Source organism: Oceanobacillus sp. M60 (assembly GCF_053839645.1).
Genome location: NZ_JBSSNH010000001.1, coordinates 802,686 through 825,388 on the forward strand (window position 1 = coordinate 802,686; position 22,703 = coordinate 825,388).

The 22,703-nt window shown below is 37.1% G+C and carries 24 protein-coding genes and 1 pseudogene; 11 read left to right on the plus strand and 14 right to left on the minus strand.

Annotated elements, in window-relative coordinates; genetic code table 11:
- Positions 1-3 precede the first annotated feature (3 nt).
- The 5 genes from ACW0TQ_RS03930 to ACW0TQ_RS03950 form a co-directional block, all read right to left on the minus strand.
- Positions 4-1,341 carry a purine-cytosine permease family protein gene (locus tag ACW0TQ_RS03930; protein ID WP_244882349.1) on the minus strand — a complete coding sequence of 446 codons (1,338 nt, stop codon included), beginning with the start codon at positions 1,339-1,341 and terminating at the stop codon, positions 4-6.
- Between the two features lie 138 nt (positions 1,342-1,479).
- The gene (locus ACW0TQ_RS03935) at positions 1,480-1,797 is read right to left on the minus strand and encodes a cupin domain-containing protein (protein ID WP_052484951.1); all 318 of its coding nucleotides are present in this window, start codon (positions 1,795-1,797) and stop codon (positions 1,480-1,482) included.
- A gap of 22 nt (positions 1,798-1,819) precedes the next feature.
- The gene (locus ACW0TQ_RS03940) at positions 1,820-3,553 is read right to left on the minus strand and encodes a hydantoinase B/oxoprolinase family protein (protein WP_455725358.1); all 1,734 of its coding nucleotides are present in this window, start codon (positions 3,551-3,553) and stop codon (positions 1,820-1,822) included.
- Entirely contained in the window at positions 3,554-5,599 is a 2,046-nt protein-coding gene (locus ACW0TQ_RS03945) for a hydantoinase/oxoprolinase family protein (RefSeq protein ID WP_256705543.1), read from the minus strand.
- A gap of 34 nt (positions 5,600-5,633) precedes the next feature.
- A complete protein-coding gene (locus ACW0TQ_RS03950; RefSeq protein WP_042531156.1) occupies positions 5,634-6,176 on the minus strand; it encodes a helix-turn-helix domain-containing protein in 543 nt (180 codons plus the stop codon).
- Between the two features lie 411 nt (positions 6,177-6,587).
- On the opposite strand from ACW0TQ_RS03950, the gene ACW0TQ_RS03955 reads away from it, so the two are divergent.
- Entirely contained in the window at positions 6,588-7,277 is a 690-nt protein-coding gene (locus tag ACW0TQ_RS03955) for a Na-translocating system protein MpsC family protein (RefSeq protein ID WP_042531154.1), read from the plus strand.
- A gap of 236 nt (positions 7,278-7,513) precedes the next feature.
- Positions 7,514-7,909 carry an anti-sigma regulatory factor gene (locus ACW0TQ_RS03960; protein WP_042531152.1) on the plus strand — a complete coding sequence of 132 codons (396 nt, stop codon included), beginning with the start codon at positions 7,514-7,516 and terminating at the stop codon, positions 7,907-7,909.
- A gap of 339 nt (positions 7,910-8,248) precedes the next feature.
- On the opposite strand, the gene ACW0TQ_RS03965 is transcribed toward ACW0TQ_RS03960, so the two are convergent.
- From ACW0TQ_RS03965 to tnpB, 3 genes and pseudogenes are all read right to left on the minus strand, one after another.
- Positions 8,249-8,887, minus strand: coding sequence for an HD domain-containing protein (locus ACW0TQ_RS03965; RefSeq protein ID WP_289584660.1), 639 nt, complete (start codon positions 8,885-8,887; stop codon positions 8,249-8,251).
- Positions 8,888-8,990: 103 nt separating this feature from the next.
- Positions 8,991-9,870: pseudogene (locus tag ACW0TQ_RS03970) on the minus strand (LysR family transcriptional regulator).
- Positions 9,871-10,139: 269 nt separating this feature from the next.
- Positions 10,140-11,312: an IS200/IS605 family element RNA-guided endonuclease TnpB gene (gene tnpB / locus ACW0TQ_RS03975; protein ID WP_455725359.1), complete on the minus strand. Its 1,173-nt coding sequence runs from the start codon at positions 11,310-11,312 to the stop codon at positions 10,140-10,142.
- A 221-nt stretch (positions 11,313-11,533) separates the two neighbouring features.
- Here tnpB and ACW0TQ_RS03980 point away from each other — a divergent pair, with 221 nt between their 5' ends.
- Together ACW0TQ_RS03980 and ACW0TQ_RS03985 are read left to right on the plus strand one after the other, a co-directional pair.
- A complete protein-coding gene (locus tag ACW0TQ_RS03980) occupies positions 11,534-12,226 on the plus strand; it encodes a helix-turn-helix transcriptional regulator (protein ID WP_042531150.1) in 693 nt (230 codons plus the stop codon).
- A gap of 91 nt (positions 12,227-12,317) precedes the next feature.
- Complete coding sequence (locus ACW0TQ_RS03985) at positions 12,318-13,217, plus strand: EamA family transporter (protein ID WP_289585455.1); 900 nt, start codon at positions 12,318-12,320, stop codon at positions 13,215-13,217.
- 86 nt (positions 13,218-13,303) lie between these two features.
- Here ACW0TQ_RS03985 and ACW0TQ_RS03990 read toward each other — a convergent pair whose 3' ends face one another.
- A complete protein-coding gene (locus ACW0TQ_RS03990) occupies positions 13,304-13,903 on the minus strand; it encodes a class I SAM-dependent methyltransferase (RefSeq protein WP_289585454.1) in 600 nt (199 codons plus the stop codon).
- A 270-nt stretch (positions 13,904-14,173) separates the two neighbouring features.
- Positions 14,174-14,641: a nucleoside deaminase gene (locus tag ACW0TQ_RS03995; protein ID WP_042531147.1), complete on the minus strand. Its 468-nt coding sequence runs from the start codon at positions 14,639-14,641 to the stop codon at positions 14,174-14,176.
- 168 nt (positions 14,642-14,809) lie between these two features.
- Here ACW0TQ_RS03995 and ACW0TQ_RS04000 point away from each other — a divergent pair, with 168 nt between their 5' ends.
- On the plus strand, positions 14,810-15,478 hold the full coding sequence (locus ACW0TQ_RS04000; RefSeq protein ID WP_042531144.1) for an RluA family pseudouridine synthase: 669 nt from the start codon (positions 14,810-14,812) through the stop codon (positions 15,476-15,478).
- 169 nt (positions 15,479-15,647) lie between these two features.
- Positions 15,648-15,863, plus strand: coding sequence for a YjzC family protein (locus ACW0TQ_RS04005; protein ID WP_042531142.1), 216 nt, complete (start codon positions 15,648-15,650; stop codon positions 15,861-15,863).
- A gap of 76 nt (positions 15,864-15,939) precedes the next feature.
- Here the strand turns inward: ACW0TQ_RS04005 and ACW0TQ_RS04010 are convergent, their stop codons facing one another.
- Positions 15,940-16,080: a hypothetical protein gene (locus tag ACW0TQ_RS04010; protein ID WP_175297021.1), complete on the minus strand. Its 141-nt coding sequence runs from the start codon at positions 16,078-16,080 to the stop codon at positions 15,940-15,942.
- Positions 16,081-16,242: 162 nt separating this feature from the next.
- Here ACW0TQ_RS04010 and ACW0TQ_RS04015 point away from each other — a divergent pair, with 162 nt between their 5' ends.
- Positions 16,243-16,698, plus strand: a complete 456-nt coding sequence (locus ACW0TQ_RS04015; RefSeq protein ID WP_193062444.1) for a hypothetical protein — start codon at positions 16,243-16,245, stop codon at positions 16,696-16,698.
- A 152-nt stretch (positions 16,699-16,850) separates the two neighbouring features.
- On the opposite strand, the gene ACW0TQ_RS04020 is transcribed toward ACW0TQ_RS04015, so the two are convergent.
- Entirely contained in the window at positions 16,851-17,204 is a 354-nt protein-coding gene (locus ACW0TQ_RS04020) for a VOC family protein (RefSeq protein WP_193062442.1), read from the minus strand.
- A gap of 92 nt (positions 17,205-17,296) precedes the next feature.
- Complete coding sequence (locus ACW0TQ_RS04025) at positions 17,297-17,833, minus strand: GNAT family N-acetyltransferase (protein WP_193062440.1); 537 nt, start codon at positions 17,831-17,833, stop codon at positions 17,297-17,299.
- Positions 17,834-18,080: 247 nt separating this feature from the next.
- Between ACW0TQ_RS04025 and ACW0TQ_RS04030 the strand changes: the two genes are divergently transcribed.
- From ACW0TQ_RS04030 to ACW0TQ_RS04045, 4 genes are all read left to right on the plus strand, one after another.
- On the plus strand, positions 18,081-18,443 hold the full coding sequence (locus ACW0TQ_RS04030) for a PadR family transcriptional regulator (protein ID WP_042531134.1): 363 nt from the start codon (positions 18,081-18,083) through the stop codon (positions 18,441-18,443).
- Positions 18,430-19,428, plus strand: coding sequence for an HAAS signaling domain-containing protein (locus ACW0TQ_RS04035; RefSeq protein WP_256705540.1), 999 nt, complete (start codon positions 18,430-18,432; stop codon positions 19,426-19,428). The genes ACW0TQ_RS04030 and ACW0TQ_RS04035 overlap by 14 nt, the downstream gene beginning before the upstream one ends.
- A gap of 494 nt (positions 19,429-19,922) precedes the next feature.
- Positions 19,923-20,684: a polyphosphate polymerase domain-containing protein gene (locus ACW0TQ_RS04040; protein WP_256705539.1), complete on the plus strand. Its 762-nt coding sequence runs from the start codon at positions 19,923-19,925 to the stop codon at positions 20,682-20,684.
- A gap of 1 nt (position 20,685) precedes the next feature.
- Complete coding sequence (locus ACW0TQ_RS04045; RefSeq protein ID WP_455725360.1) at positions 20,686-21,369, plus strand: DUF4956 domain-containing protein; 684 nt, start codon at positions 20,686-20,688, stop codon at positions 21,367-21,369.
- 192 nt (positions 21,370-21,561) lie between these two features.
- Here ACW0TQ_RS04045 and ACW0TQ_RS04050 read toward each other — a convergent pair whose 3' ends face one another.
- Positions 21,562-22,503 (minus strand): alpha/beta fold hydrolase, encoded by a 942-nt coding sequence (locus ACW0TQ_RS04050; protein WP_042531128.1) that lies wholly within the window; start codon positions 22,501-22,503, stop codon positions 21,562-21,564.
- Positions 22,504-22,703: the final 200 nt, after the last annotated feature.

Here is a 22,703-nt window from a genome sequence, read left to right on the forward strand (position 1 = left end):
AATTTACTTAACGTCTGCTTCCAATTCATAATCATTTGCTGCTGTACCAGTAAATTGATCTGGTGCTATCTTTGCTTTTATTTTCATCGCTGCATAGTATACAACACCGGAAGCAATTAATGATTGAACTGCAGGAAGTCCAAAAGTTACAACATATTGTGTTACATAACCCAGCGCCGTACCAGCCGCTAAGGCAATTGTTGCCATCCAGTTCCATCCGCTATTGTCCTGCCATGTACGTTTTCTAATGAGGAAAAAATCGACCATCATAATGCCCGCTACGGCTGGATAAATCAATGCTGTTAAATATAAAAAATCCATAAAGTAATCTAGTATTCCTGCTAATGCTACAATAATAGCAATAAAAGTTCCAGCTAATGTTAGCAGCGCTCTTCCTTTATTTGAATTGACATTTAACATATTAGATAACGCCAACCCCATGCTGTAATTGTTTACTAGTTGACTCGTCCATGTTGCAAACCATAATATAAAAAATCCCCAAACCGGAAAACCTAAATTCATCATTACATTAACGATGTCAGCATCCCCTACACCTACAGACATAACAGCTCCAACAATAAATAAAGGAAAACCTACTAGAACAATACCTGCTGGAATTAGTACATTGTCTTTAATAGTTGGTTTTGCATATCTGGTATAATCTGAAGCAATAACCCACTGGGATACATTAGCACCAATAATAAGACTGATTGCTGCTAAAATTCCCATGGATGGTTCCGGGCTCCAATTCGCAATTGTTTCCCACCCAGTATTTTTTAATGCAAAATAAATACCTCCCCCAATTAGAAGTAAACCAGCCGGAACTGCAATGTAATCGGTCCACTTCATTGAGTTATAACCGATAATGGAAGGGATTGCAAAAAGTAATCCTGCTACTACAGTTATTATTGCCCACAATCCCCATTGTTGGGTATAATCTATTCCTAACATTACAGAAATTGCATTTCCAGCAACCGAAGTTTGTACAGCCCACCAGCCAAGCGAAACAACAAAAATAGTCAATCCAACGATAAAACGTGCTTGCATAGCTCCAAAACTAGTACGAGCAATCACAGATGAAGAGCGGCCAGTCTTCGCACCCATATAACCTTGCAATGTATTACCAATCCATTGGATACCGAACAAAGCAATGATTAAGAGCAAAAAGATTTTACCAAGACCAAAACTCCCCGCTAATGTTGCCCCGACCATTAGTACAGGTATCGTAAACTCTAGTCCTCCAAAAATCATCGCGGGGGTAATCCAATGTTGTCGCTGGTTATTTGGAACTGGCTGAAGTGCTTCATCTTTTTCAATACTTTTTTCGTTTTTCCCACTCATACTTATACACACTTCCTTCATAATTTAGGATTCTTTACATTGATTTTGAATGGCATTACCGCTGTTATATTTAAAATATTCAGATAAATAAAAATGTAGTGGTAGCAGAAATTATTCTTTTCTACTACCTTTTTTCATTTACTTTTCCTTCACAAGTGCCCACACTATTTCGCATGGTTCTTTACCTGAATTAATAGCCCAGTGTTCTTCTCCAGCAGGAATTAAAGTGGCATTAGAATCAGAAACTGCGAAGGGGATACCTCCACATTCACCTTCGATTTCACCTTTAATAATAATGGAATATTCGTTTTCCTCGTGTAATGATAAACCTTCTTTGGGAACTCTTTCACCAGGAGAAATTGTTACTGTTCCAAATTTAACCTCTATATTATCCGTTTTTTCTTCAAACAATGTTAATAAACCTGTTTCATCAAAACCGCGTTCTTTTACTTTCATATCCATTGTCCTCCTCATTAAGTTATTTTCTGACATCTAGCTCTTGATAATTAAATGTAGCTGGATCAATCTCAACACCAAATAAATCTTTTGCTTCTTCCGTTGTGTAATATTCATTTTTCACATCTTTCACAACTTGTTCTGCTGGTCTATTTAATGGATTCCCATAACCGCCACCAGTTGCAGTCATTAATTTTAAAACATCATTTTTTTGTAATGCATAACGTGGATAAACACCATAAGGACCATCAACTTTTCCACTTGCTTTATGAATATAAAATTCATTCACAGATCCTTCAAAACCGCCATTTGTACCCCATAAGCGGTATTGATTTCTACCATAGGTGATAGTAGCAGCTTGTTCATCTGTTAATGCTCGATATGATCTAATTACTCCTTTACCGCCAATATACTCACCTGCTCCCGTACCATCTATTCGTAAACTATACTCGTCAAGCATTACACCATATCGTGTTTCTGCTACTTCAACAGGAACATTGTATGTCTCTCCATCTAAAATACAAAATTGTCCACTTGCTCCATCTTGTCCATCAGCTCCACCCCATCCACCAACAGAAGGTTCCACAATAAGAAACGGTTCGTTCGTATCTTGATGCAAACCAGATAATGTAACCGAACAAACAGATAACAGATGGGCAGCAGCGAGTCTATGAGGTATATGTGGCGCCAATGCTTTCCAAATTAAATCTGCACATCCTAACATTGTTTCAAAGTAATTCGATGTTGGAGCAGGTCTTTCAGCTGACATAATTGATCTTTCATCCACTATTATTTCTAATGGTCTAAATACACCATCATTAACATTTTGATCTGGATTGGTTATTGCAAGGAAAATAGTTCGAACCGCAGATGCAAGACCAGTGAAAGAACAATTTACAGGTCCAGGAACTTGGGAACTGCTTCCTCTAAAATCACATGTGAATTTATCATCATCAATTGTAACTTCCACTTGTATAGGAAACGGCCCATTTCCAAGTCCGTCCGTTTCAACATAGCCATCTGCTGTAAACGTACCTTTTGGTAATTTTGTAAGTTCTTGCTTTGATATCGTTTCCCCATGATCCAACTGGTCATTTATAGCTGCAAGTATCATCTCTTTCCCATGTTTTTCACAAATTTCCTTTACTCTTCTTTCACCTGTTTTAAGTGCAGCTACTTGCGCCCACATATCACCAAGAGATAAATCAGGAAAACGGACGTTTGCACGGATAATTTCAACAAGTCCCTTATTTAATTTTCCAGCGTCATATAACTTAACAGAAGGAAATTGCAAACCTTCTTGAAAAATATCTCTTGAATCATTCGTAAATGAACCAGGGTCTTTTCCGCCTACCTCTGTCCAATGGGCTTTGTTTGCAGAAAATGCAATTAACTCATCTTCGTAAAAAATAGGCATTACTAATCCAACATCTGATAAGTGAGAACCTCCTCCACCATATGGATCATTAATGATAATGATATCGCCTGGGTTAAGTTCATCTTTTTCACCGTATTTTTTAATTGTTTGCTTAACCATAAATGAAAGCATTCCAATAAAACCTGTAACTCCATTACCTTGTGTCAACAATTGTCCCTTCGCATCTGTAAGTCCACTGGCATAGTCCAATACCTCATATATAATCGGACTCATTGATGTTTTTGCTAAAGCAATAAACATTTCATCTCCAGTAGCAAGTAGCGAATCCTTTACAATTTCCAATGTAAATGGATCAATTTTTGTTTCATTTATCTCCATTTATTCCGCCCCCGTTTCGATTATTAAGTTCCCATAATCATCTACCATAAGTGTTTGCCCTTTATAGATTACTGTAACTGCTGCTTTTTCTTCGACAATTACCGGACCTTGAACTATTGTGTTCACAGGTAACCATTCACGTTGATATACATCCGTTTGGACCCATCCCTTAGGATTTTCAAAATACACATTTCTTGTTTCAATTTTTGCATCTTCTAATGTTGTATTTCTATCTATCTTTTGAATGACAGGCTTTTCAACTTTTCCAAATGCTGTTACATGTATATTGACAATTTCTGTTCCAGAGTCGTCAAGTCTGAATGTATAGTTTTGTTCATGTAGCTGATGGAATTTTTCAACAATTACTTCTACATCCTTTTCTGACCAATCTCCATTTGGAACAGGAACCTTCACTGTATGTTCTTGACCCAGATAACGCATATCTGCAAACCGATTAAATACGACATCTTCCTTTAAAATACCTTCATTTTCAAACTGTTGATAAGCTTCACTTTCAATCTCATTCCATTCCGCCATCATTTCATTCAGTTCTAAATCTTCTATTCTTTTTATATATGTTTTGATATAATCATGACGCAAATCACTCATTAACATTCCCCATGCAGAAAATACAGGTGATGCTATTGGAATAACAACTTTTTTGACCCCTAATTCCTTCGCTAAAGCTGGGGCATGCATTGATCCGCCCCCTCCAAAAGCAACTAATGTGAAGTCTTGCGGATTGTGACCTTTTCTAATTGATATTAACTTTAAAGCATTCAACATATTGGAATTTGCGATTCGAATAATGCCAAGTGCTGCCTCTTCTGCAGTCATATCAAAGTGGTTTGCGATTTTTTCTTCGATAACTTCTTTTACAAGATTTAAATTGACATCATAATCGAAGTTCTTAGCTGATAGTCTGCCTGTTAAAAGATTAGCATCTGTGGTAGTTGGTTCTGTCCCGCCTTGTCCATATGATACCGGTCCCGGTACAGCTCCAGCAGATTCAGGGCCAACCTTTAAAGAACCAGCTTCATCCAGCCAGGCAATGGACCCGCCTCCATTACCAATCTCCACTATATCAACTACCGGTGTTTTAATTGGATATCCTGCATTTCGATCATTTCGTTCGATATAGTAATCCGTAGAAACTTTTACTTCTCCTTTCTCAATTAGCGAACATTTTGCAGTTGTTCCACCTATATCAAATCCAATAATATTTTTCTCCCCAATTAATTCACCCAGTACTGCAGCACCATATATACCTGCTACAGGACCTGATTCAACCATGTTAATCGGAACTTTTTTCGCCTCTTCAAATGTGGTAGTACCACCATTTGACTGCATAATAAAATTTTGATTGCTTGAATTAAAATCTATCAATTTATTATTTAATTTATTTACATACGTAGCTGCAATAGGTTGTACATATGCATTTAACGCCACCGTATTTGTACGTTCATATTCACGCCATTCTTGTACAACATCAAATGAAGCAGAGACTGCAACTTCTGGCCAAAGCTCTTTAATTAATCGTACTGTTTCCTTTTCATGAACTGGATTTACATAAGAATGCAAATATACTATTGCTATTGCTTCCACCTTTTCTTGCTTAAAATATTCTATAACTTCTTTTACTTGCTCTTTATCAAGCGGTGTAAGAACTTCTCCTTTATAATTTAACCGTTCATTGACTTCCTTTCTTAAGTAACGTTCTATAAAAGGTGTCGGTTTCTGATAACGGATATTAAACAGATCAGGGCGGTTACCACGAGCGATTTCTAGAATATCCCTGAATCCTTTTGTCGTAATTAAACCAGTCTTTGCACCTTTCCTTTCTGTCAGTGTATTAATTATTACAGTTGTACCGTGAATAAAAGTGGAAATTGCTTCTTTATCTATGTTACTTCTATCAAGTACATCTAGGACTCCATTTTCAAAATTTGGCGGAGTTGTATGACTTTTAGCAACTTCCACTTTTCCACTGTCATCAACATAAACCAAATCTGTAAATGTTCCTCCAATATCTGTTGCAACTCTCATTTTTTTCACCCTTCTCTAAATATATTTAAAATTCTTAAAAAATAACCGGAGTTAATACACTTATTAAAACTGTTTCTTCATTTGCAGGATTCTTCCACTGGTGTACTTTTTCTGAAGGAAAATGAATCGAATCACCCTTTTTTAAGATATATTCTTTATCTTCAATCCTAAATATCACAATGCCTTTTAATACATAATAAAACTCTTCTCCCGGATGACTATACCTTTCAACAAATATTTCGTTTGGAGGTATTGTAACCATCATTGGTTCCATTCTGCGATCTGAGAACTCTCCAGCCAGGCGAACGTGAGTAACATCGGAACCTTCTAGCTTAAATGGTCTTTGTTCTTCTTTATGTAATGCATAATTATGTTGCTCTATTTCCTCAAAAAAATAAGAAATATTAATCCTAAATGCATCTGATATTTTTTTTAAAGAAGTTATAGCAAGAGATGATGATCCCCTCTCTATTTGTGATAGGAAGCTTACGGAAAGTTCTGTTTTTTCACTCAGGTCTTTTAATGTCATTTCATTTTCTAATCTTAGATTCTTTATTTTTTTATGAATATTTTCCATTTAATTCTCCATTTTTCACAATTTAATTACAGTGACAACGGATTTTTTTCACCTCCACTTGATTTTTTATTATACTAACATAAAAAATATATAATTAAAAGAAAAATTAATTTATTTTTTCAATTACAATATTTCTGAATCTTACTTCATGAAGATAAACTTAGTGAATAAATTATTTTAATAACTTTTATAATTTTTATCACACAAAAGATATCCCTACCTTTTTCTATCAAAATAATTTTTCAACGTCTACAATTAATGGTATAGTTATGAAAGGGATTGTAAAATAAGGTACGGTCCTTAAAATGTTTTTTCAAGCTTAACAACTCAAAGAAATCGAAATAGATATACACTCCTATTTTCGCAGCGAATATAGATATACAATTAATGACACTCAAAAGGAGAAACCAAGTGGAAAAAACAGTAGAATCCGGAATATCCAGTGCAATCGGAAAACTTTTTCGAGATAATTTCGGAAAGGGACCCGAAGCTATTTTTGTATCTATAGCAAAACCATACATTACAATCTATTTAAGAAACTTTTTAGCTCCGATGGAAAAAATTCTGCTGAAGCAGGAAAATGAATTGAAGTTTCAGGAGACCCGTGATTTATTAATGAAAGAACTGACTCCGGAGATACAATCGATTATCTCCTCGCAGGCCGGCGTAAAAGTGGACAAGATCTACTATGACTGGTCGGTAGAAAATAGCAGCGGAATTCTTTTTACCGAGCTGGATTCCAATCTGGATGAGACAATAGAAGATTATCTTGATTATCCAGCCAAAGAACAAGTACACGAGGAAATCAGCCGTTTTACTCAAAAAGCACAAAAATCTCCGAAACAGCTTACGTCTAGTATGCTTAATTCCCGGACTTTAATCTCAAGACGCGAGGATATCCTTGTGCTAATTGAAAAAGAGCTGATTCAATCGGGCTTTGAAAACCAGCTTAGGCTGTCCAAACGAAAGCTGGAAAAGAGTTTAATTGATAAACAATTCTTAGAATCTGTACTCCATCAGGAAATACAAGATTTATTTGTAGATTGGGATTTTGACAATGATACAGGGTTTGTTATATTTATACTTAAACCCAAAAAATAATATGGTGGAAATGTCTAGACAATAACGCTAAGGCATGAGCCGAAAAGGATGTTTATTCCTTTTCGGCTTTTTTTATTAAATAAAAGGAAAGCAGGTTAATAAATAAGAACGCAAACAGAAAGACTGTTTTATTTAATATATTGATTGATTTAGATATCCATCTCCAGAAGCTTCCTACTGTGCTGAATCTGAAGCAATGCATCTTAAAACTTTATCAGAAACTGGGGGAAACGACTATGAAAACATCTTATGTAAACATCCATAAGGAATTGGATATCGTTCATGCAAGGCAGATTGGCAGGGATATAGCAAAGCAGATTGGCTTTGGTACAGTGGATCAGGCACGTATCACCACTGCCATATCCGAATTAGCCCGTAACATCTATTTATATGCAGAAAAAGGGGGAATTTCTTTTGAGGTCATCGATACACTTGGGCGTAAAGGTATTATTATGACTGCAATCGACTCCGGCCCAGGAATAAATGATATTCGATTGGTGCTCCAGGATGGCTATACCACTTCAGGAGGACTGGGGGCTGGTCTCCCTGGCGTGAAGCGTTTGATGGATGAATTTGAAATCCAATCAGACATTGGACAAGGAACAACAATTAAGGTGGCCAAATGGATTTAATTAGCAGCATGTCGGCAACTGGAACAATTCCGGCATATTCCCAAAGAGAATTTCATAAATTTTTGCTTGTAACACTGATCTTTTCTACGTTTGTTTCATCGTTGCTGTATTCAGGTTTTGATTCATTGCTTTTACATAAGTAAGAGAATACAATCCTCAAAGAAATCTTATTCATCTTTAACTCCAGCCGCTTTGAAAGTTAATTACAATTCAGCCTCTAAACCCGTCTTATCTTACCCAAACAAATTTTTTATTTATCTAAAAAGCATCTCTTCAGATAAAATATCCAAAGAGATGCTCGATAGATTTAAAATAATTCAGCGATTTTTTATCATCCCTTTATTCCGGCCACGGGGAATGTATAATACAGCTGCAGAAATTCTTATTACGGTATTCCGGCCGAAAATGCTGGACGACATCTTCTTTCATATTACCAAAAGTTGTTTCCGGCTTATGCTTAAATCCTTCATAAAATGCCGGGATAATTTCCTTTTTAAAATTATTCCGAGGGAAAGCCTGTATAACTTCTTCACGCAAATCAGCCGGGAACTCTTCAAACCCGTCTCCCATCACATCTAAACCAACACCAGAGAAAAGAAGAGCTACTTCCGATTCCTTGTGTTCGGCAACTCCAGGAGTTGTGTGTAGAGCAATCGCATCCCATACAAGCTGAATAGATTCTTTTGGAATTTGATACTGCTGTAAAAAGCTTCTGGCTGCATTAGCCCCGTCTACTTCAAAACGCAAGTCGGGACTGCTGTACGCTTTGGTCAATCCTAAGTCATGGAATAATGCACTGACATACAGCAACTCTAAATCATAATTCAACTTTGCCTGTTTACCGTTTACCGCTCCAAAAAAGAAGACACGATTGGAATGGTTCCACAGCAAGTCATTTCCATATTCCCTTAGAATATCTGCCGCATCCTTTGCCAATCGCGTATCTGGAACTTTGATACCTGCTACTTCTTGAATCATCATTCAAACTCCCCTTTACGATTTATTTTCATCTTGGCTCCATTGTAAAAGGATTATTTCCATATAGCAATGCAATTATTTCTATGATAATCATAGAAATAATCTATGATAAAGTATTTTGTAAAGTAGGCATTTCCTTTTCTTCTGTATGGAATTGCAGCTTTCCAATTTCCTGCATTAATAACTCCAAATACTTACGAGCAGGGTAGTTCACAAAACAATTCTTTTTCATTGCTAAATATACTGCTCTTGTCAAAGTTGGCTTTTCGATATGTTGGAAAAACAAATCTTCTGTATCATAAAATTCATATAACGTACGAGATACAACACTATGACCAACCCCATTGCGCACTAGATTTAAGATAGCTTCAATACTGGAGGTTTCAACAGCAGGATCCAATTGTCTCCCAACTTCTTCGCTCGTTCTATCAAGTATTTTTCTGCATTGATGCTTATTAGGAAATAATACAATTGGGCTGTCAAAAATAGCTGGAAAAGGAATCTTCTTTCTTCCATCATGCTGGTTACTGATTAAATAAAAAGCTTCTTCATACAGCTTGGTTACTTGCAATTTATCCTGTTGATGGAAATGAAAACCAATTCCAAAATCCGCTTGATTTTCCAAAACAGCTTTTTCTAACTCATCTGTAGTCTGAATAACTACCTTAATGTTCGGATACAAGCGATTAAAATGAATACATAGGGTAGATACCAAGTCGGTGATTTCTCCAGGCAATACAGCTATCTTCAGCTCTCCTATCTCCGCTTTTGTAAATGCAGTAATTTGAGAGGTCATGCTTTGCAGCGAGCCTTGAACATTTAATGCCTCCTTCTGTACAATTTCTCCCGCCTTTGTCAGCTCAATTTTCTTGCAGAGGGTAGCCAACCTCTTGTTCCAATATTTTGATTTGATGACTTAAAGTAGGCTGTGATATTCCTAATTTTTCAGCTGCTTTAGTAAAATGCAGCTCTTTGCAAACCATTAAAAAGTATTCTAAATGTCGTAATTCGATTATAGTTCAGTCCTTTCAGTTGAAATAGCCTTTTCATTTCTATCTTAAATCAAATTCATTATGAAGTTAATTTTTTGAGGTAAATTTAGAAGGAATACTGCAGAAAGTCCATTAGCCTGGTGTAGTATATTTTCGGATGAATTCATTTACCATATCTTGAACTACCCCCACTTATCAACCTTATAGGCTGCTTGAAGTAGGAGATTCCTAAGAACACCAACCCATTGGTCAGTTATGGATTAGGCTAGCCCCGCAGTCCCTGCGGTTATTCGTAATGCTTCTTTACGAAGATTCCTGCTTGCGTTAATATCTCTTTGATGATGGCATTGACAGCTATCACACGTCCATGCACGCAAAGCAAGGTTTTTAACGTCTTTGTTTTGGTGTCCACAATGAGAACATAACTGACTGGATGGATAGCTTTTCGAAACTACAACAACCTGCTTTCCATACCAGGCCGCTTTATATTCCAGCATCGTTCGGAACGTTGACCAGGATACATCGCTAATCGCTTTTGCAAGATTATGATTTTTCAACATGTTTATCACAGACAAATCTTCTATTCCGATGATATCGTGGTTTTTGATTATCTCGGTGGAGATTTTATCTAACATGTCTTTTCTTTTATTAGCAATTTTTTCGTGAAGCCGAGCTACTTTTCGTTTTTGTTTCTGCCAATTTGCTGAGTCTGTTTGTCTTCTGGACAGAATCACTTGCGCTTTTGCCAATTTCTCTTCTAATTTCCGGAAGAATCTTGGATTTTCATACACCGTTCCATCAGAAAGGGTTGCAAAATCGGTTAATCCGACATCGACGCCTACAGAGGAACCTGTCTTTTCATCGTATTTAATTTCCGTTTCAGCTACAATCGAAACAAAGTATTTTCCTGATGCGTTGCGCCTAACTGTTACATTGATAATACGCCCTTCCACTTCCCGACTTTTGGCAAAACGGACAAGCCCGAGTTTGGGCAGTTTGATATGTTTATCCAATACAGCAATATTTCCATTGACATGTTTGGTTGTATACGATTGAATAGGGTTCTTCTTTGATTTAAAACGAGGAGCCTTGTTCTTTTTCTTGTAATAACGTGTATAGGAATCGTTCACGTTTTCAACGGCTTTTTGAAGGGCAATGCTATCAACTTCTTTGAGGAAGGGATAAGTTTTCTTCAATTCCCGAACTGCTTTGATTGCCTTATTTTTATTGAAAAATTCGCCCTTCCAATTATTTTGAAGAAGCTGTCCGTTTTGTACCATTTCATTCACCGTATGCCAATAGTGGTCTTTTTCTTTTTGTTTTCCTGTAAAATAGTTGTAGACAAAGCGGGAGCAGCCGATTGTCTTATGGATGAATATGATCTGTTTTTTGTTTGGGTAGATACGAAAACGAAATGCTTTTGTTATTTTCATAGCTTCTAACCTCCTCCTGTCTATTATATCAGAAAAAGGACGGTTTCGGAACATTTGTTCGACTTGGTATTGGACAGTCGAGACACTCCAAAGCAATCTTTTGTACATGGGAGATTCATCTCCCCCTTACCTCTGCGTGCTTGAAGAGAGAGTTTTCTCTCCTTTTTTTGATAAATTAATGGTAAGATATTTTAAATTTAACTCTGAAGGGAGAAAATAAAATGGAAAGAAACAGCCAGATCATCTGTGAAAAAAGAACCTATTCAAAAGAATTTCATTCGCATCAGCATGCCTTCGGACAGTTTCTTTTCTCTTTACAAGGCTCCCTGGATATCCAAACAAATCAACAGGAACTTCATCTGAAAGCGGATTGCGGATTCTATCTGCCGCCAAACTTCCAGCATCATTACCGCTCTATTGACAGAAATGAATTTCTAATATTGGATATACCGCTGCGATATTTGCCCAGTGATACGGAAAGTATGCATATCAAACTGGATAAACAATGGAATGCAATCCGGTATTTACTATTGGAAGAGGCGGACGCAAAGGACAATATCTCTGCCTTAACCGATTTGACCCGCTATGTAACCAAAAAACTGCAGACTTCCAATCCTCCTTCCATAGACTATATTCACAACCATTTTAAGGAGCCGATTCGATTGGAAACGCTGGCAAAAATAGAGCATTATCACCCTGTTTATTACTCGGAATGGTTTAAGAAAAGAACTGGCAAAAGCCCGCAAGCCTACATTTTAGACCTGCGTTTACAGGAGGCGGAGCATTTATTGCTTTCAACCAGATTGTCCATATCCCGAATTAGCGAGGAATTAGGCTTCGAGAATGCCTCTTCCTTTACAAGATGGTTTGCTAAACATAAAGGAATGGCGCCAAACAAATATAGATTTCTTTAAAGAAGGTAAAAAGTATATGAAACTCAGTATAGAAAAAAGAACAGTCTTTATCTATGATGGGTATATATTCTTTTATTTCGGAGTGAAATCGATGCAAGGAAAACTTTCTGCCTTTCTTATTCTTTTTGCTGCTGTACTTTGGGGAACAACTGGGACAGCACAGGCTTTTGCACCAGAAAATGCCCATCCTATTGCGATTGGGACGATTCGTTTAGCAGTAGGAGGACTCTTTTTATTATCACTTGTCCTTCTATTCGGCAAATTTGAACTAAAAAATTGGCCCATCAAAGCTACGGTGTTAGCTGCTTTAAGCATGGCTTTATATCAGCCGTTATTTTTTACCGCTGTCACCGTCACTGGCGTAGCTATCGGAACCGTTGTAGCCATCGGGAGCGCGCCAATTTTATCAGGGCTTCTGGAATGGATATTTTTTAAAGCTCGTCCGTCAAAAATTTGGTGGGTGTCTACTTTCCTCTCCATTTCCGGCTGTATCCTGTTATTTACCAACAGAGAATCCACGTATGTTGATCCAGTCGGTGTCGTGATGGCTTTAGGTGCAGGACTTACCTTTGCCAGCTACACCCTCGCAAGCAGAGATATGGTTCAAAAATTCTCTTCCTTAAACGTGGTTGCAATCATTTTTACAATAAGTGCGATTTTCTTAGCTCCATTCCTATTTATTTTTGATATGTCATGGGTGGCGAGCTTGCAGGGTATCGGCGTCAGTATTCAACTAGGTGTTGTAGCTACAGGCATAGCCTATTTTCTTTTCGCCAAAGGGTTGGCTAACGTTTCTTCTTCGACTGCGGTTACTCTTGCTTTAGCAGAGCCGTTAACAGCAGCATTATTAGGGGTATTTCTGTTAGGAGAGAGCTTAAATACGACTGCCTGGCTGGGTATCTTTCTTTTGATTATGGGGATTGCGATATTGATTGGTTCATCCAGAGCAGCTAACCGGAAGAATAAAACTGCCGTGAGAGCTACACTTTAAAAACGTAATGATTTCATTTATTTAATTTTTCATCATACAGCTGAATAAAGGGCAGCGAGATACTATTCTCATTGCCCTTTTTAAATTTACTTTTTACCCGTCGCAATAAATAATGAAGCGTCCTGATTCATGAAAATATTGCTTCCATGATGAAATGTATGCATTTCTGTATCTCGAAGACCTGCGTGATTCAATGCTTGATTTATTTCTGCTTCTGTGAAGCCATTATGCACTTTGGGATGCTGTATCTTTTCATTTTTATCAAAATCGGCAATAATAAGTATTCCATTTGGGTTTAGGCGCGTACTTAATTTTTGCAGAAGTGTTTCTATATCTGGCACATGCAGCAAAACCAACGATAGGATGATGATATCTGCATACACATCCAAGTTATCTTCTTCTGCTAAATTAAATTCCATCGCTTTAAAATGCTTTAATTGCTGCTGTTCTATTTTAGCTTGCGCAACTTGAATCATTTCCTCCGAAGCATCCACAATCCATCCCTTCTCAAAGCGGTCAGCCAGTTGAAAAGCCACTAATCCCGTTCCACCGCCATAATCCAATATGGAGTGATATTGCTTCTCAGCTATGCTTTTCTTTATCTCATCGGCTATCACCGTTGCCAGCTCTATTCGTTCTTCTGTGTCATATTTTTTTGCCATTCGATTGAATACATTCTCTTCCAACTTATAGCCTCCTGCACATGGGTGTCTTTTATTTTCCCAAATGAAATCTCTTTGGCTTCTCAATATACCATAATCGCAGATATAAACAAGCCATATGCTGGTACAATCAAAACCTTCTAATCATGCATTACCGCTACAATCATCCCTAATTTGTGAAGAATCCGGCACATTTAAAAATCAAACAAACGATTGATTTATTATATCGGGAAGCTTTATATACAAGCCTTTTGCATCCATCTTATAATCATCACTGTTTGTTCCTTATCTGGTTTAATAGTCCATTCTATTCTCAGCGTCTTTCCAGATTTGAAATGGTTTATCGTACTTATCCGGGCGAACCTGCATCATCTCGATATCACGCTCTTCTACAGGAAGTGCAATTTGCTCATAAATAAAATGATCATCAAACCCTGCTTCTGCAGCTTCTGTTTTAGAAGCCGCATAATAAACCGCCTCTGGCCTGGCCCAATAAATGGCGCCAATACACATGGGACATGGCTCACAGCTGGTATAGATTTCACAATCCGTTAATTGGAAACTGCCCAGTTTCTGGCACGCTTCCCGAATCGCCTGCACCTCTGCATGAGCTGTGGGATCATTCGCTGCTGTGACTTGATTATTTCCCGTACTGATAATTTCTCCACCCTTTACAACAATCGCTCCAAATGGACCGCCGCCCGCAACTGCACTTTCCAGGGCAATTTCCACTGCCTTTTCCATCCATTTCTTATTACCCACAAGTAACCCTCCATTTTGTTCATAAATTGTCTCCATCCTACACATATTGAAAACGCATTCATCATTATAACATATCAGCTTTTACTCATCCTATCATGCCCGACCCCTTGATAAAAAAAACTGCTGTGTTATCATTGCCTCAGTATTGAAATAAAGGAGATATTACCCATGAATGTTCCAATCCTTTATGAGGATAATCATTTACTTTTTGTAGAAAAGCCTGTCAATGTACCTGTACAGGAGGACCAGTCAAAGGATCAGGATTTGCTGAATTTCTTGAAGGAGGATATAAAAATACGTTATCAAAAACCAGGCAATGTTTACCTGGCGCTGGTTCATCGCCTGGATCGCCCTGCAGGAGGTGTCATGGTATTTTCGAAAACATCTAAAGCAGCCTCCCGTCTATCTGATGCCATTCGCCGGCAGGATGTAGAAAAGAAATATTTGGCAGTTGTGCGGGGAGTGCCTGATAAAAAGCAAGCTTTATTAGAAGATCATTTAGTCAAAGATAAACATGAAAACAAGGTATATACAACGCACGCAAATCATAAAGATGCCAAAAAAGCGAAGTTAGAGTATGAAGTAATTGGGAGCAAAAAAAATTTAAGCCTCCTTTCCATTAAACTGCACACCGGCAGACCGCATCAAATTCGTGTACAGCTCTCCTCCCGCAATTTGCCGCTTTACGGCGATCAAAAATACGGAGAAAAATGGAACCAGACTGGCGAACAGATTGCTTTATGGTCAGAAACACTTGCCGTAGAACATCCTACTAAAAAAGAAGAAATAAAAGTACAATCTCAGCCGCCAAATAAATTTCCATGGAATCTGTGGTGAATCGAAAGAAGCCTTTTTGTTCTCCCCAGCAGCAGATTTTTCCGTTAATTTCCTCTGCAACACCATCGCTGCACTCCAGAAAAAGAGCGTACATTGTTAAATTTTCCATTCATAGATACATTCATATTTCCGCATAATAAGCTTGAAATGCCTGAAGGAGGTATCTATGATGGGTGAAATCAGTCAGTTCAAGGGTGGAGAAAAGGCTCCCAATAACGGGATCTATATTGAAGTTGGTGAAACAGGCAGCAATGTAGAAGACCCGCAGCAGGTTTCGATGAAAGCTGGGGAAAAGTTTCCAGGAACGAAGAACAACGACCGTGTTTGGAAAAACAAACGCAGCCAGTCCCATCCAAGCCCGCGAAATAGCAGAAGTACGAATTAATTCAAAAAAGCAAAGGAGTTTCTAGTCTGGATTCCTTTGCTTTTTGTATATACAATCTCTTTTATTACGCCTTTTCCTATTCTGATTGCCTCCCGTATCTATGAAATAGCGCTTCTCCCACCAAGCCCAGTCCTATTCCTATCATGGTTCCCGCAGCAACATTTCCTGTAAATAAACCAACACCGATTCCCAAACACGTCAAACCTCCGATAATCATCCTATCCCTCCTCTATTCAAACTAAAAATAAACGCCTTATTTTATTACCCGTTCTTTTAATAAAAATTTAAAAAATGATTTAGATTTCTTTAAGATATTACTCTTAGTATATGAATTGTAAGCGAAAAAAGTATGATAACAAAATAGAAAGGAGCTTATTTGATGACCATTCATAAAATAAATGATTATTTAGGTATACCGGTGCTTACTTTACTATTGCTTTCTCTGTTAGGCGTTCCCCGCGTCGTTTTACACGATTTATCCATGGTGGAGGAGGGAAGTTGGATTAACAGCATCTTGGTCTTTGCACCGATTATTATATGGATTCTGTTTATTGTTTTAAAAAAGGTGGAAAAACCCTTTTTATCTTTATTACTCATTGGTTTTTTCTACGGGATATTTTTAGCAATCGTTCACCAAGTTCTTTGGAACACTGCTATAGAAACACCTATTCAATTTGGCGGTAACTTAAGTAACCTGCCACAAGCCGCAGTAAATAGTATTGCTCGTACATTTGCATTCTTCAGCAGCGTCACAACCGGCATCGTACTAGGCGCAATCACAGGAGCAGCTGGTTCCCTAGTGAATGTTATTATGAAAGGCTTTAAGTCAGCATAAGCACAGAAAACAGACCAGCATTAACAGGCAACTGTGCTTCGGTAAAAAAAAAGCTCCTGAAATTTATAAAATGAACCGGATTATGGTGCACCATTTCAATATAAAGAAATAAAGCAAACCGCTCTTTTCAAAGGGTAGTTTGCTTTTTGGAATTAACACTCACTAATCATCAGGATATTCCCGTCCGGATCTTTAAAATTAAAATAATGATGATGCTCTATCTCTGTAAGCAAATGCACCCCTTTATTTTTCATATATTGAAATGCTTCTCCAATGTTATTAGTATTCAGGTGAAATGCCGGTGTTTTAAAAGTTTTATCCTTTGCGTAAATTTTACTATCCAACACAATTCCCGTGCCCTTCATAGGGATAACATAAAGATGACCAAAAAGGATTTCTCCATCTGCATGTAATCCTAATATATCACAATACCAGTCTCTTGCTTTTTCGATATCACTTACCGGGATAAACACAGTTCCAATCTGTTTGAGGATAGGACTATCCATCAAAGCACCTCTCTTCTAATTTTTCAAACGGATTATTCATACTTGCTTCCCGTAACCAAAAATTTGTCTATTCCTCCAAATGAAAAGGACTATCAAACCTGCTTTTCATCTAAATCTGAATAAAGCATTCCGTACACAATGCTATCTGTCCATTCACCCTTATTCCAAAAATCCTGTATAAAATGCGCTTCTTTCCTCATCCCTATACGCTCACATAATTTTTGCGATGCTTCATTTCTCGCATCCAGATTTGCCTGGATACGATGCACATCAAATGAGGTAAACAGTCTTTCCACTAAACCACGCACAGCTTCAGTTGCATAGCCTTTTCCCGAAGCTTCTTGAGAAAAGCTGTAACCAATTTCAACGGTATCTTCCATCTCTGTATACCATACAGATAAATCACCAATCACCTTATTGCCACTTACCACTGCCAAATTTAAAGCAGTTTCTTTTGTAAGCACATTATTCTCCAGCTTGTTATGAAATTCCTCTTGTTTATTTTCATCGGTCCACTTCTCATGCAACAAATATTTACAGGTGGCTTCGTTATGATAAATATGAAATACATCCTCTAAATCGTTCACATTAAATGGTCTAATAAGTAACCTGTCTGTTTTAAATTCCAAAGCGTATCCTCCTATTTTTCTGTTATTTTGAATGGGGATGATAATACAAATTTGTCTAATTAAATTATACCAAATCTTCTTACAATATATCACTTTTCGTGCAATTCGGAATCACCTTCTTAAACGAAACATCCTTTTATCAGTGTTCATAAGGGATTATCTATAATAAAATATTTTGTATCAAACTTTAATATGCACTTTACAATAGTGTGTGTCATACACTATAATGAAAGTAGGAGTTGATAACATGGCGGATGCAAATGAACATTTAGATAAAATCATGCAGGAATTGAGAAGAGGAACCATTACAATAGGTGCATTAAGCCAGCTCTCAGAGCCGCAGTATGGTTATTCTCTCGTGACAATGCTTCATGAAAAAGGAATACACGTTGAACCTGGCACATTATATCCACTGCTGAGGAGACTGGAAAAACAGGGACTCTTAGATAGTACATGGGACACGAATGAATCGAGACCGAGGAAATATTACGTACTGAGTAAAACAGGAAAAGAAGTCTTTGATTTACTGGTTGTTGAATGGAAGAACATTGCTGCCAGCATGGATCAGGTAATAGAAAATAAGAGAGGTGACGAAAATGGAGATGATTAACCGGTATATTTATGCAGTTACGCAAAAGCTGCCTCAATCCCAGCGTGAAGATATTGCCATTGAGCTGCGCGGGCTAATTGAGGATATGCTGGAGGAACGATCCGGGCAAGGGAACAGAAGAGAAAACGATGTAGAAGAAATCCTGCTGGAGCTGGGCAGTCCAAGGTCATTAGCTGATAAATATCGAGGGAAAAAGAAATATATCATCGGCCCAGAGCTTTTTGATACCTATATTTTAGTAGTTAAGATTGTTCTCATTGTTATAAGTTCTTTGATAGGTATTGTATTTATCATCCAAACTATTTTAGAGCCGATGTCTATTTTAGATCATTTTATTGATATGATTGTTTCTGCCGTTACAGAGCTTCCACAAGCTTTCGGCTGGACAACATTTTTGTTTGCTATCGGTGAGCTGTACGGTGGAATGAAACAAAAAGATTTAATCGGGAAGGAATGGAAGCCTGCAGACTTACCGCCCATTCCAGATGAAAAGAGACAAATCAAACGCAGTGAGTCGATTATCGGAATTATTTTCTACACGATAATCATTGTATTTCTCGCCTTTTCGAATGAGTTCTTTGGAATTTGGGTATTTCAGGATGAATTTAACGATGTTGTTCCATTTTTAAATGAACAGACCTATGGCTCCTATTTATTGTTTATTGTTCTCATATTCGGATCTGGAATTATCAAAGAATGCCTGAAGCTCGTCGCCGGGGAATGGACGTATAGGTTAGCTGCTTATACAACAATTGTAAATGTCGTATCGATGGCAGCAGTACTATTTATGATTAGCGGGCCTGATTTTTGGAATCCTGAATTTATGAATCAATTGGCAGAAGCCGGAGTGGTTACGGCTGGTTCTGAAACATTTAATACGGTAACCATGATTTGGAATCAATCTACGTTCTGGATCCTTATTCTGTTTATTGTCGGTTTAGTGTGGGATGCTGTGGACGGATTTATCAAGTCTCGAAAAAAATAATTATATTCTAATGACGCATGGTTGAACAGAGAACAATTCAATCATGCGTCATTTCTCAGATTTTAACGTTGAGATAATTAGCGAATAGTTGATGCATCCATATTCACCTTTCCTGGTTAAAGGAATGTTCTGCCCATTTAGATACGTTTAACCAACTTCCCATTTTTTTAAATAATGTAAGTACTGTTTGCTTGGGCATCTATCCTCTCTATCCCCAGTCATTTTAAACCATTTATCCATTCATTCATATTTTCATTTGGTTGTCTCTCTTCAATCAACATCTTTAAATAATAACATTCATTTTGTAAGCTGATAATATTTGAATTAAAGACTCCAAGTACCAATCCTCCCAAAGCCGAATAAAACCGTTTCTGTATAATAGCTTTTCCAGTAAAGAATTATGAAATTTTATATTCTCACCGTTTTCTAATCAAATTGTAATCATCATCTTATCCGTTTCATTTAAGATGTTGTATGGAATGGAGGTGAAAAAATTGGCAATAGAGATTTTCAAAAGAAGAGAGCAAAAATATCTGATTACGTTGGAACAATATTCGCTCTTGCTGGAACAAATAATGCCCTATATGCGGTCAGATAATTTTGGTGTAGATGGAAGATATGTTGTCAGCAGCTTATATTTTGATAGCGATGATCACAAAATTTATTTTGAAACAAAGAATAAATTGGCTTTCCGGCAAAAACTTCGCCTACGCACCTATAATGAAACTGGTATTGAGAAGTCAGCTTTTTTTGAGATGAAGCAAAAACATAACAATGTGGTCAACAAACGAAGGATGTTACTTCCGTTAAAAGAAGCATATCACTATCTTGAAAAAGGAGATAAAAAACATTTAAATGACTTTCATACATCTAATTCGCAAGTACTTCGTGAAATTGATCACTTTCGAACATTATACGGACTAAAACCGGAAATGGTTGTTAGTTATGATCGCCATGCACTTCACGGAATAAACAACCCTGAGTTGCGTATTACATTTGATTTTAATCTACGCTGTCGCAATGATGATTTGCTTCTGGAACACGGTTCTGATGGAGAGTACTTTATTGATTGCAATCTAGTTGTATTGGAAGTCAAAGTAAATGATAGTGTTCCATTATGGTTAACCCGTATTTTACAGGCCCTTCAATGCGAACAGCGAAGTGCATCTAAATACTGTACCAGTATGGAATTGCTGCAGAGAAATCAACTGCCAGGTAAAATTGAAAGAGAAGTTGTATCAACAGGAGGAATATAGAATGGATTTTATGAATAAAATATTCGATTTACAAGCAAGTGAACCATCCAGCATTTATATGATTTTACTTGCATTGGTCATATCAACTTTATTGAGCCTAGTTATTACGAAGGTTTACATAATCACATTTACAGGCGAACGTTATGCACAATCCTTCGTACACACTATTATTATTTTGAGCATTATTGTCTCTGTCGTTATGAACGTTGTTAGTGATAATGCCGGAGTTGCATTTGGACTATTTGCTATTTTTTCACTGATTCGATTCAGAAGTGCGGTCACCAATGTGAAAGATATTGCGTATATTTTCTTCGGTCTTTGCGCAGGCATGACATGTGGGCTTTTTCGATTTGATTTAGCGATCATACTTACCTTATTTGCTTGTTTAGTACTTTACTTGCTTTACAAATTTGAATATGGAAAAGGAAAAGATACACAAATTTTAAAGGTAACTGTAGCGGAAAACTTAAATTATGAAAATCTGATGCATGATCTACTTGCTGAGTATACACTAAGTTCTTCATTACGACAGGTTGAAACTACTAATCTCGGAACAATGATTTTGTATACTTATGCTATCCGTATGAAAAATGAAGTGCATGATAAAGAACTATTAGATCATATTCGCGAAAAAAATGCTAATTTAAAAGTATCCATTACTTATATGGAAAATACTGATGGGTAGAGTAAGCAGATAGTGTAAAGCCTTTTTATTAAGATGCGCTATATAAAAGAGGATATTAAAAAAGCCGAAAAGCAAGCGTTAAATAAGATGATTCTTTGAAAAATCATTTTATTTAACGCTGGCATTCTAACCTCGGAAATATATTATGACAATATATTTACCGAGAATGCTGAACAACTTTAATTGTTATATTTACATTACTCCTTTATTTATTACGCCTTCTATAAAATCGACAATGCCATCTTCCACTTCTTCTCGAATATCTCGATAGTTGTGAATTTCGTGGCGATAACCACTGTACAGTTTTGTTTTTACCGTATGGCCTGTCTCTGCTAACCAATTGGATACAGCATAAACCCCTTCTCCATATAAACCGACTGGATCCTGATCACCAGCAATATTATATATAGCTATGGAGATAGGGACATTCTCTGCCCACTCTGTTCCAACAATCTGCTCCATCATTTGTACAAAATCATATAAAGACCGGATATTAGGAGGCGATGTGAAGTTATTAAATGGATCATTGGCATGATCAGCTACAATATCCGGATCTCCACTGATCCAATCATTCGCTGTATTCGGTTGATCTATCCGATCTGTCATCCAGCCCAATAACTTACCCAGCGCCTCTGCATCCACTTGGTCCCCCTCACCTGCATCAATTCGGTTTTTCAACTCTATACTCAACTCAGCGGCAGTCGGTAAAACACCCGATGTGCCACATAATATAGCACCTTCCACTCCTTCACCATATTTAGTTAGATAATTTCTAACAATCATCGAACCCATACTATGACCAAATAAGAAAAATGGCAGATGAGGAAATCTCTCTTGTACCATTCGACGTAATTGGTGTTCATCTTCCACCATCGTCATATATCCTTTCTCTCCCCAATTCTCCCAATTACCAGAATCAAATGCTGTTTTTCCATGACCAATATGGTCATCACAAGCTACAATAAAACCTTCTTCATTTAACCTTAAAATCATATGCAAATATCTTCTGGAATGCTCTCCGAATCCATGCACCAGCTGTATAATTCCTTTTGATTTACGAATTGGTGTATAAATCCACCCCTTAATCGTATCCTGCTCACTAAATGACGTAAATGATATCTCATGCAGTCCCATATTCATTTCCTCCTTCATAAAAATAATAAAAAAAGATACACTAAAACCGATCCTTTCTAATTCAGACCATCTAGTGAGCCTTCTCCAATTCTCATCTCTTTTTCATTAACTTTAATTTCAATTAAAAACCCGTTTGTAAGCGTTGTCAATATATATTTGTAATTATGAATTTTAAGAGAGTATCTTCTTTATTAACAAAA

Excerpts from the sequence above, each read along its gene's own strand:
- ACW0TQ_RS03930 (WP_244882349.1), bottom strand. The coding sequence starts at position 1,341 with ATGAGTGGGAAAAACGAAAAAAGTATTGAAAAAGATGAAGCACTTCAG.
- ACW0TQ_RS03935 (WP_052484951.1), bottom strand. The coding sequence starts at position 1,797 with ATGAAAGTAAAAGAACGCGGTTTTGATGAAACAGGTTTATTAACATTG.
- ACW0TQ_RS03940 (WP_455725358.1), bottom strand. The coding sequence starts at position 3,553 with ATGGAGATAAATGAAACAAAAATTGATCCATTTACATTGGAAATTGTA.
- ACW0TQ_RS03945 (WP_256705543.1), bottom strand. The coding sequence starts at position 5,599 with ATGAGAGTTGCAACAGATATTGGAGGAACATTTACAGATTTGGTTTAT.
- ACW0TQ_RS03950 (WP_042531156.1), bottom strand. The coding sequence starts at position 6,176 with ATGGAAAATATTCATAAAAAAATAAAGAATCTAAGATTAGAAAATGAA.
- ACW0TQ_RS03960 (WP_042531152.1), top strand. The coding sequence starts at position 7,514 with ATGAAAACATCTTATGTAAACATCCATAAGGAATTGGATATCGTTCAT.
- ACW0TQ_RS03965 (WP_289584660.1), bottom strand. The coding sequence starts at position 8,887 with ATGATTCAAGAAGTAGCAGGTATCAAAGTTCCAGATACGCGATTGGCA.
- tnpB (WP_455725359.1), bottom strand. The coding sequence starts at position 11,312 with ATGAAAATAACAAAAGCATTTCGTTTTCGTATCTACCCAAACAAAAAA.
- ACW0TQ_RS03980 (WP_042531150.1), top strand. The coding sequence starts at position 11,534 with ATGGAAAGAAACAGCCAGATCATCTGTGAAAAAAGAACCTATTCAAAA.
- ACW0TQ_RS03985 (WP_289585455.1), top strand. The coding sequence starts at position 12,318 with ATGCAAGGAAAACTTTCTGCCTTTCTTATTCTTTTTGCTGCTGTACTT.
- ACW0TQ_RS04000 (WP_042531144.1), top strand. The coding sequence starts at position 14,810 with ATGAATGTTCCAATCCTTTATGAGGATAATCATTTACTTTTTGTAGAA.
- ACW0TQ_RS04005 (WP_042531142.1), top strand. The coding sequence starts at position 15,648 with ATGGGTGAAATCAGTCAGTTCAAGGGTGGAGAAAAGGCTCCCAATAAC.
- ACW0TQ_RS04010 (WP_175297021.1), bottom strand. The coding sequence starts at position 16,080 with ATGATTATCGGAGGTTTGACGTGTTTGGGAATCGGTGTTGGTTTATTT.
- ACW0TQ_RS04015 (WP_193062444.1), top strand. The coding sequence starts at position 16,243 with ATGACCATTCATAAAATAAATGATTATTTAGGTATACCGGTGCTTACT.
- ACW0TQ_RS04020 (WP_193062442.1), bottom strand. The coding sequence starts at position 17,204 with ATGGATAGTCCTATCCTCAAACAGATTGGAACTGTGTTTATCCCGGTA.
- ACW0TQ_RS04030 (WP_042531134.1), top strand. The coding sequence starts at position 18,081 with ATGGCGGATGCAAATGAACATTTAGATAAAATCATGCAGGAATTGAGA.
- ACW0TQ_RS04035 (WP_256705540.1), top strand. The coding sequence starts at position 18,430 with ATGGAGATGATTAACCGGTATATTTATGCAGTTACGCAAAAGCTGCCT.
- ACW0TQ_RS04045 (WP_455725360.1), top strand. The coding sequence starts at position 20,686 with ATGGATTTTATGAATAAAATATTCGATTTACAAGCAAGTGAACCATCC.
- ACW0TQ_RS04050 (WP_042531128.1), bottom strand. The coding sequence starts at position 22,503 with ATGGGACTGCATGAGATATCATTTACGTCATTTAGTGAGCAGGATACG.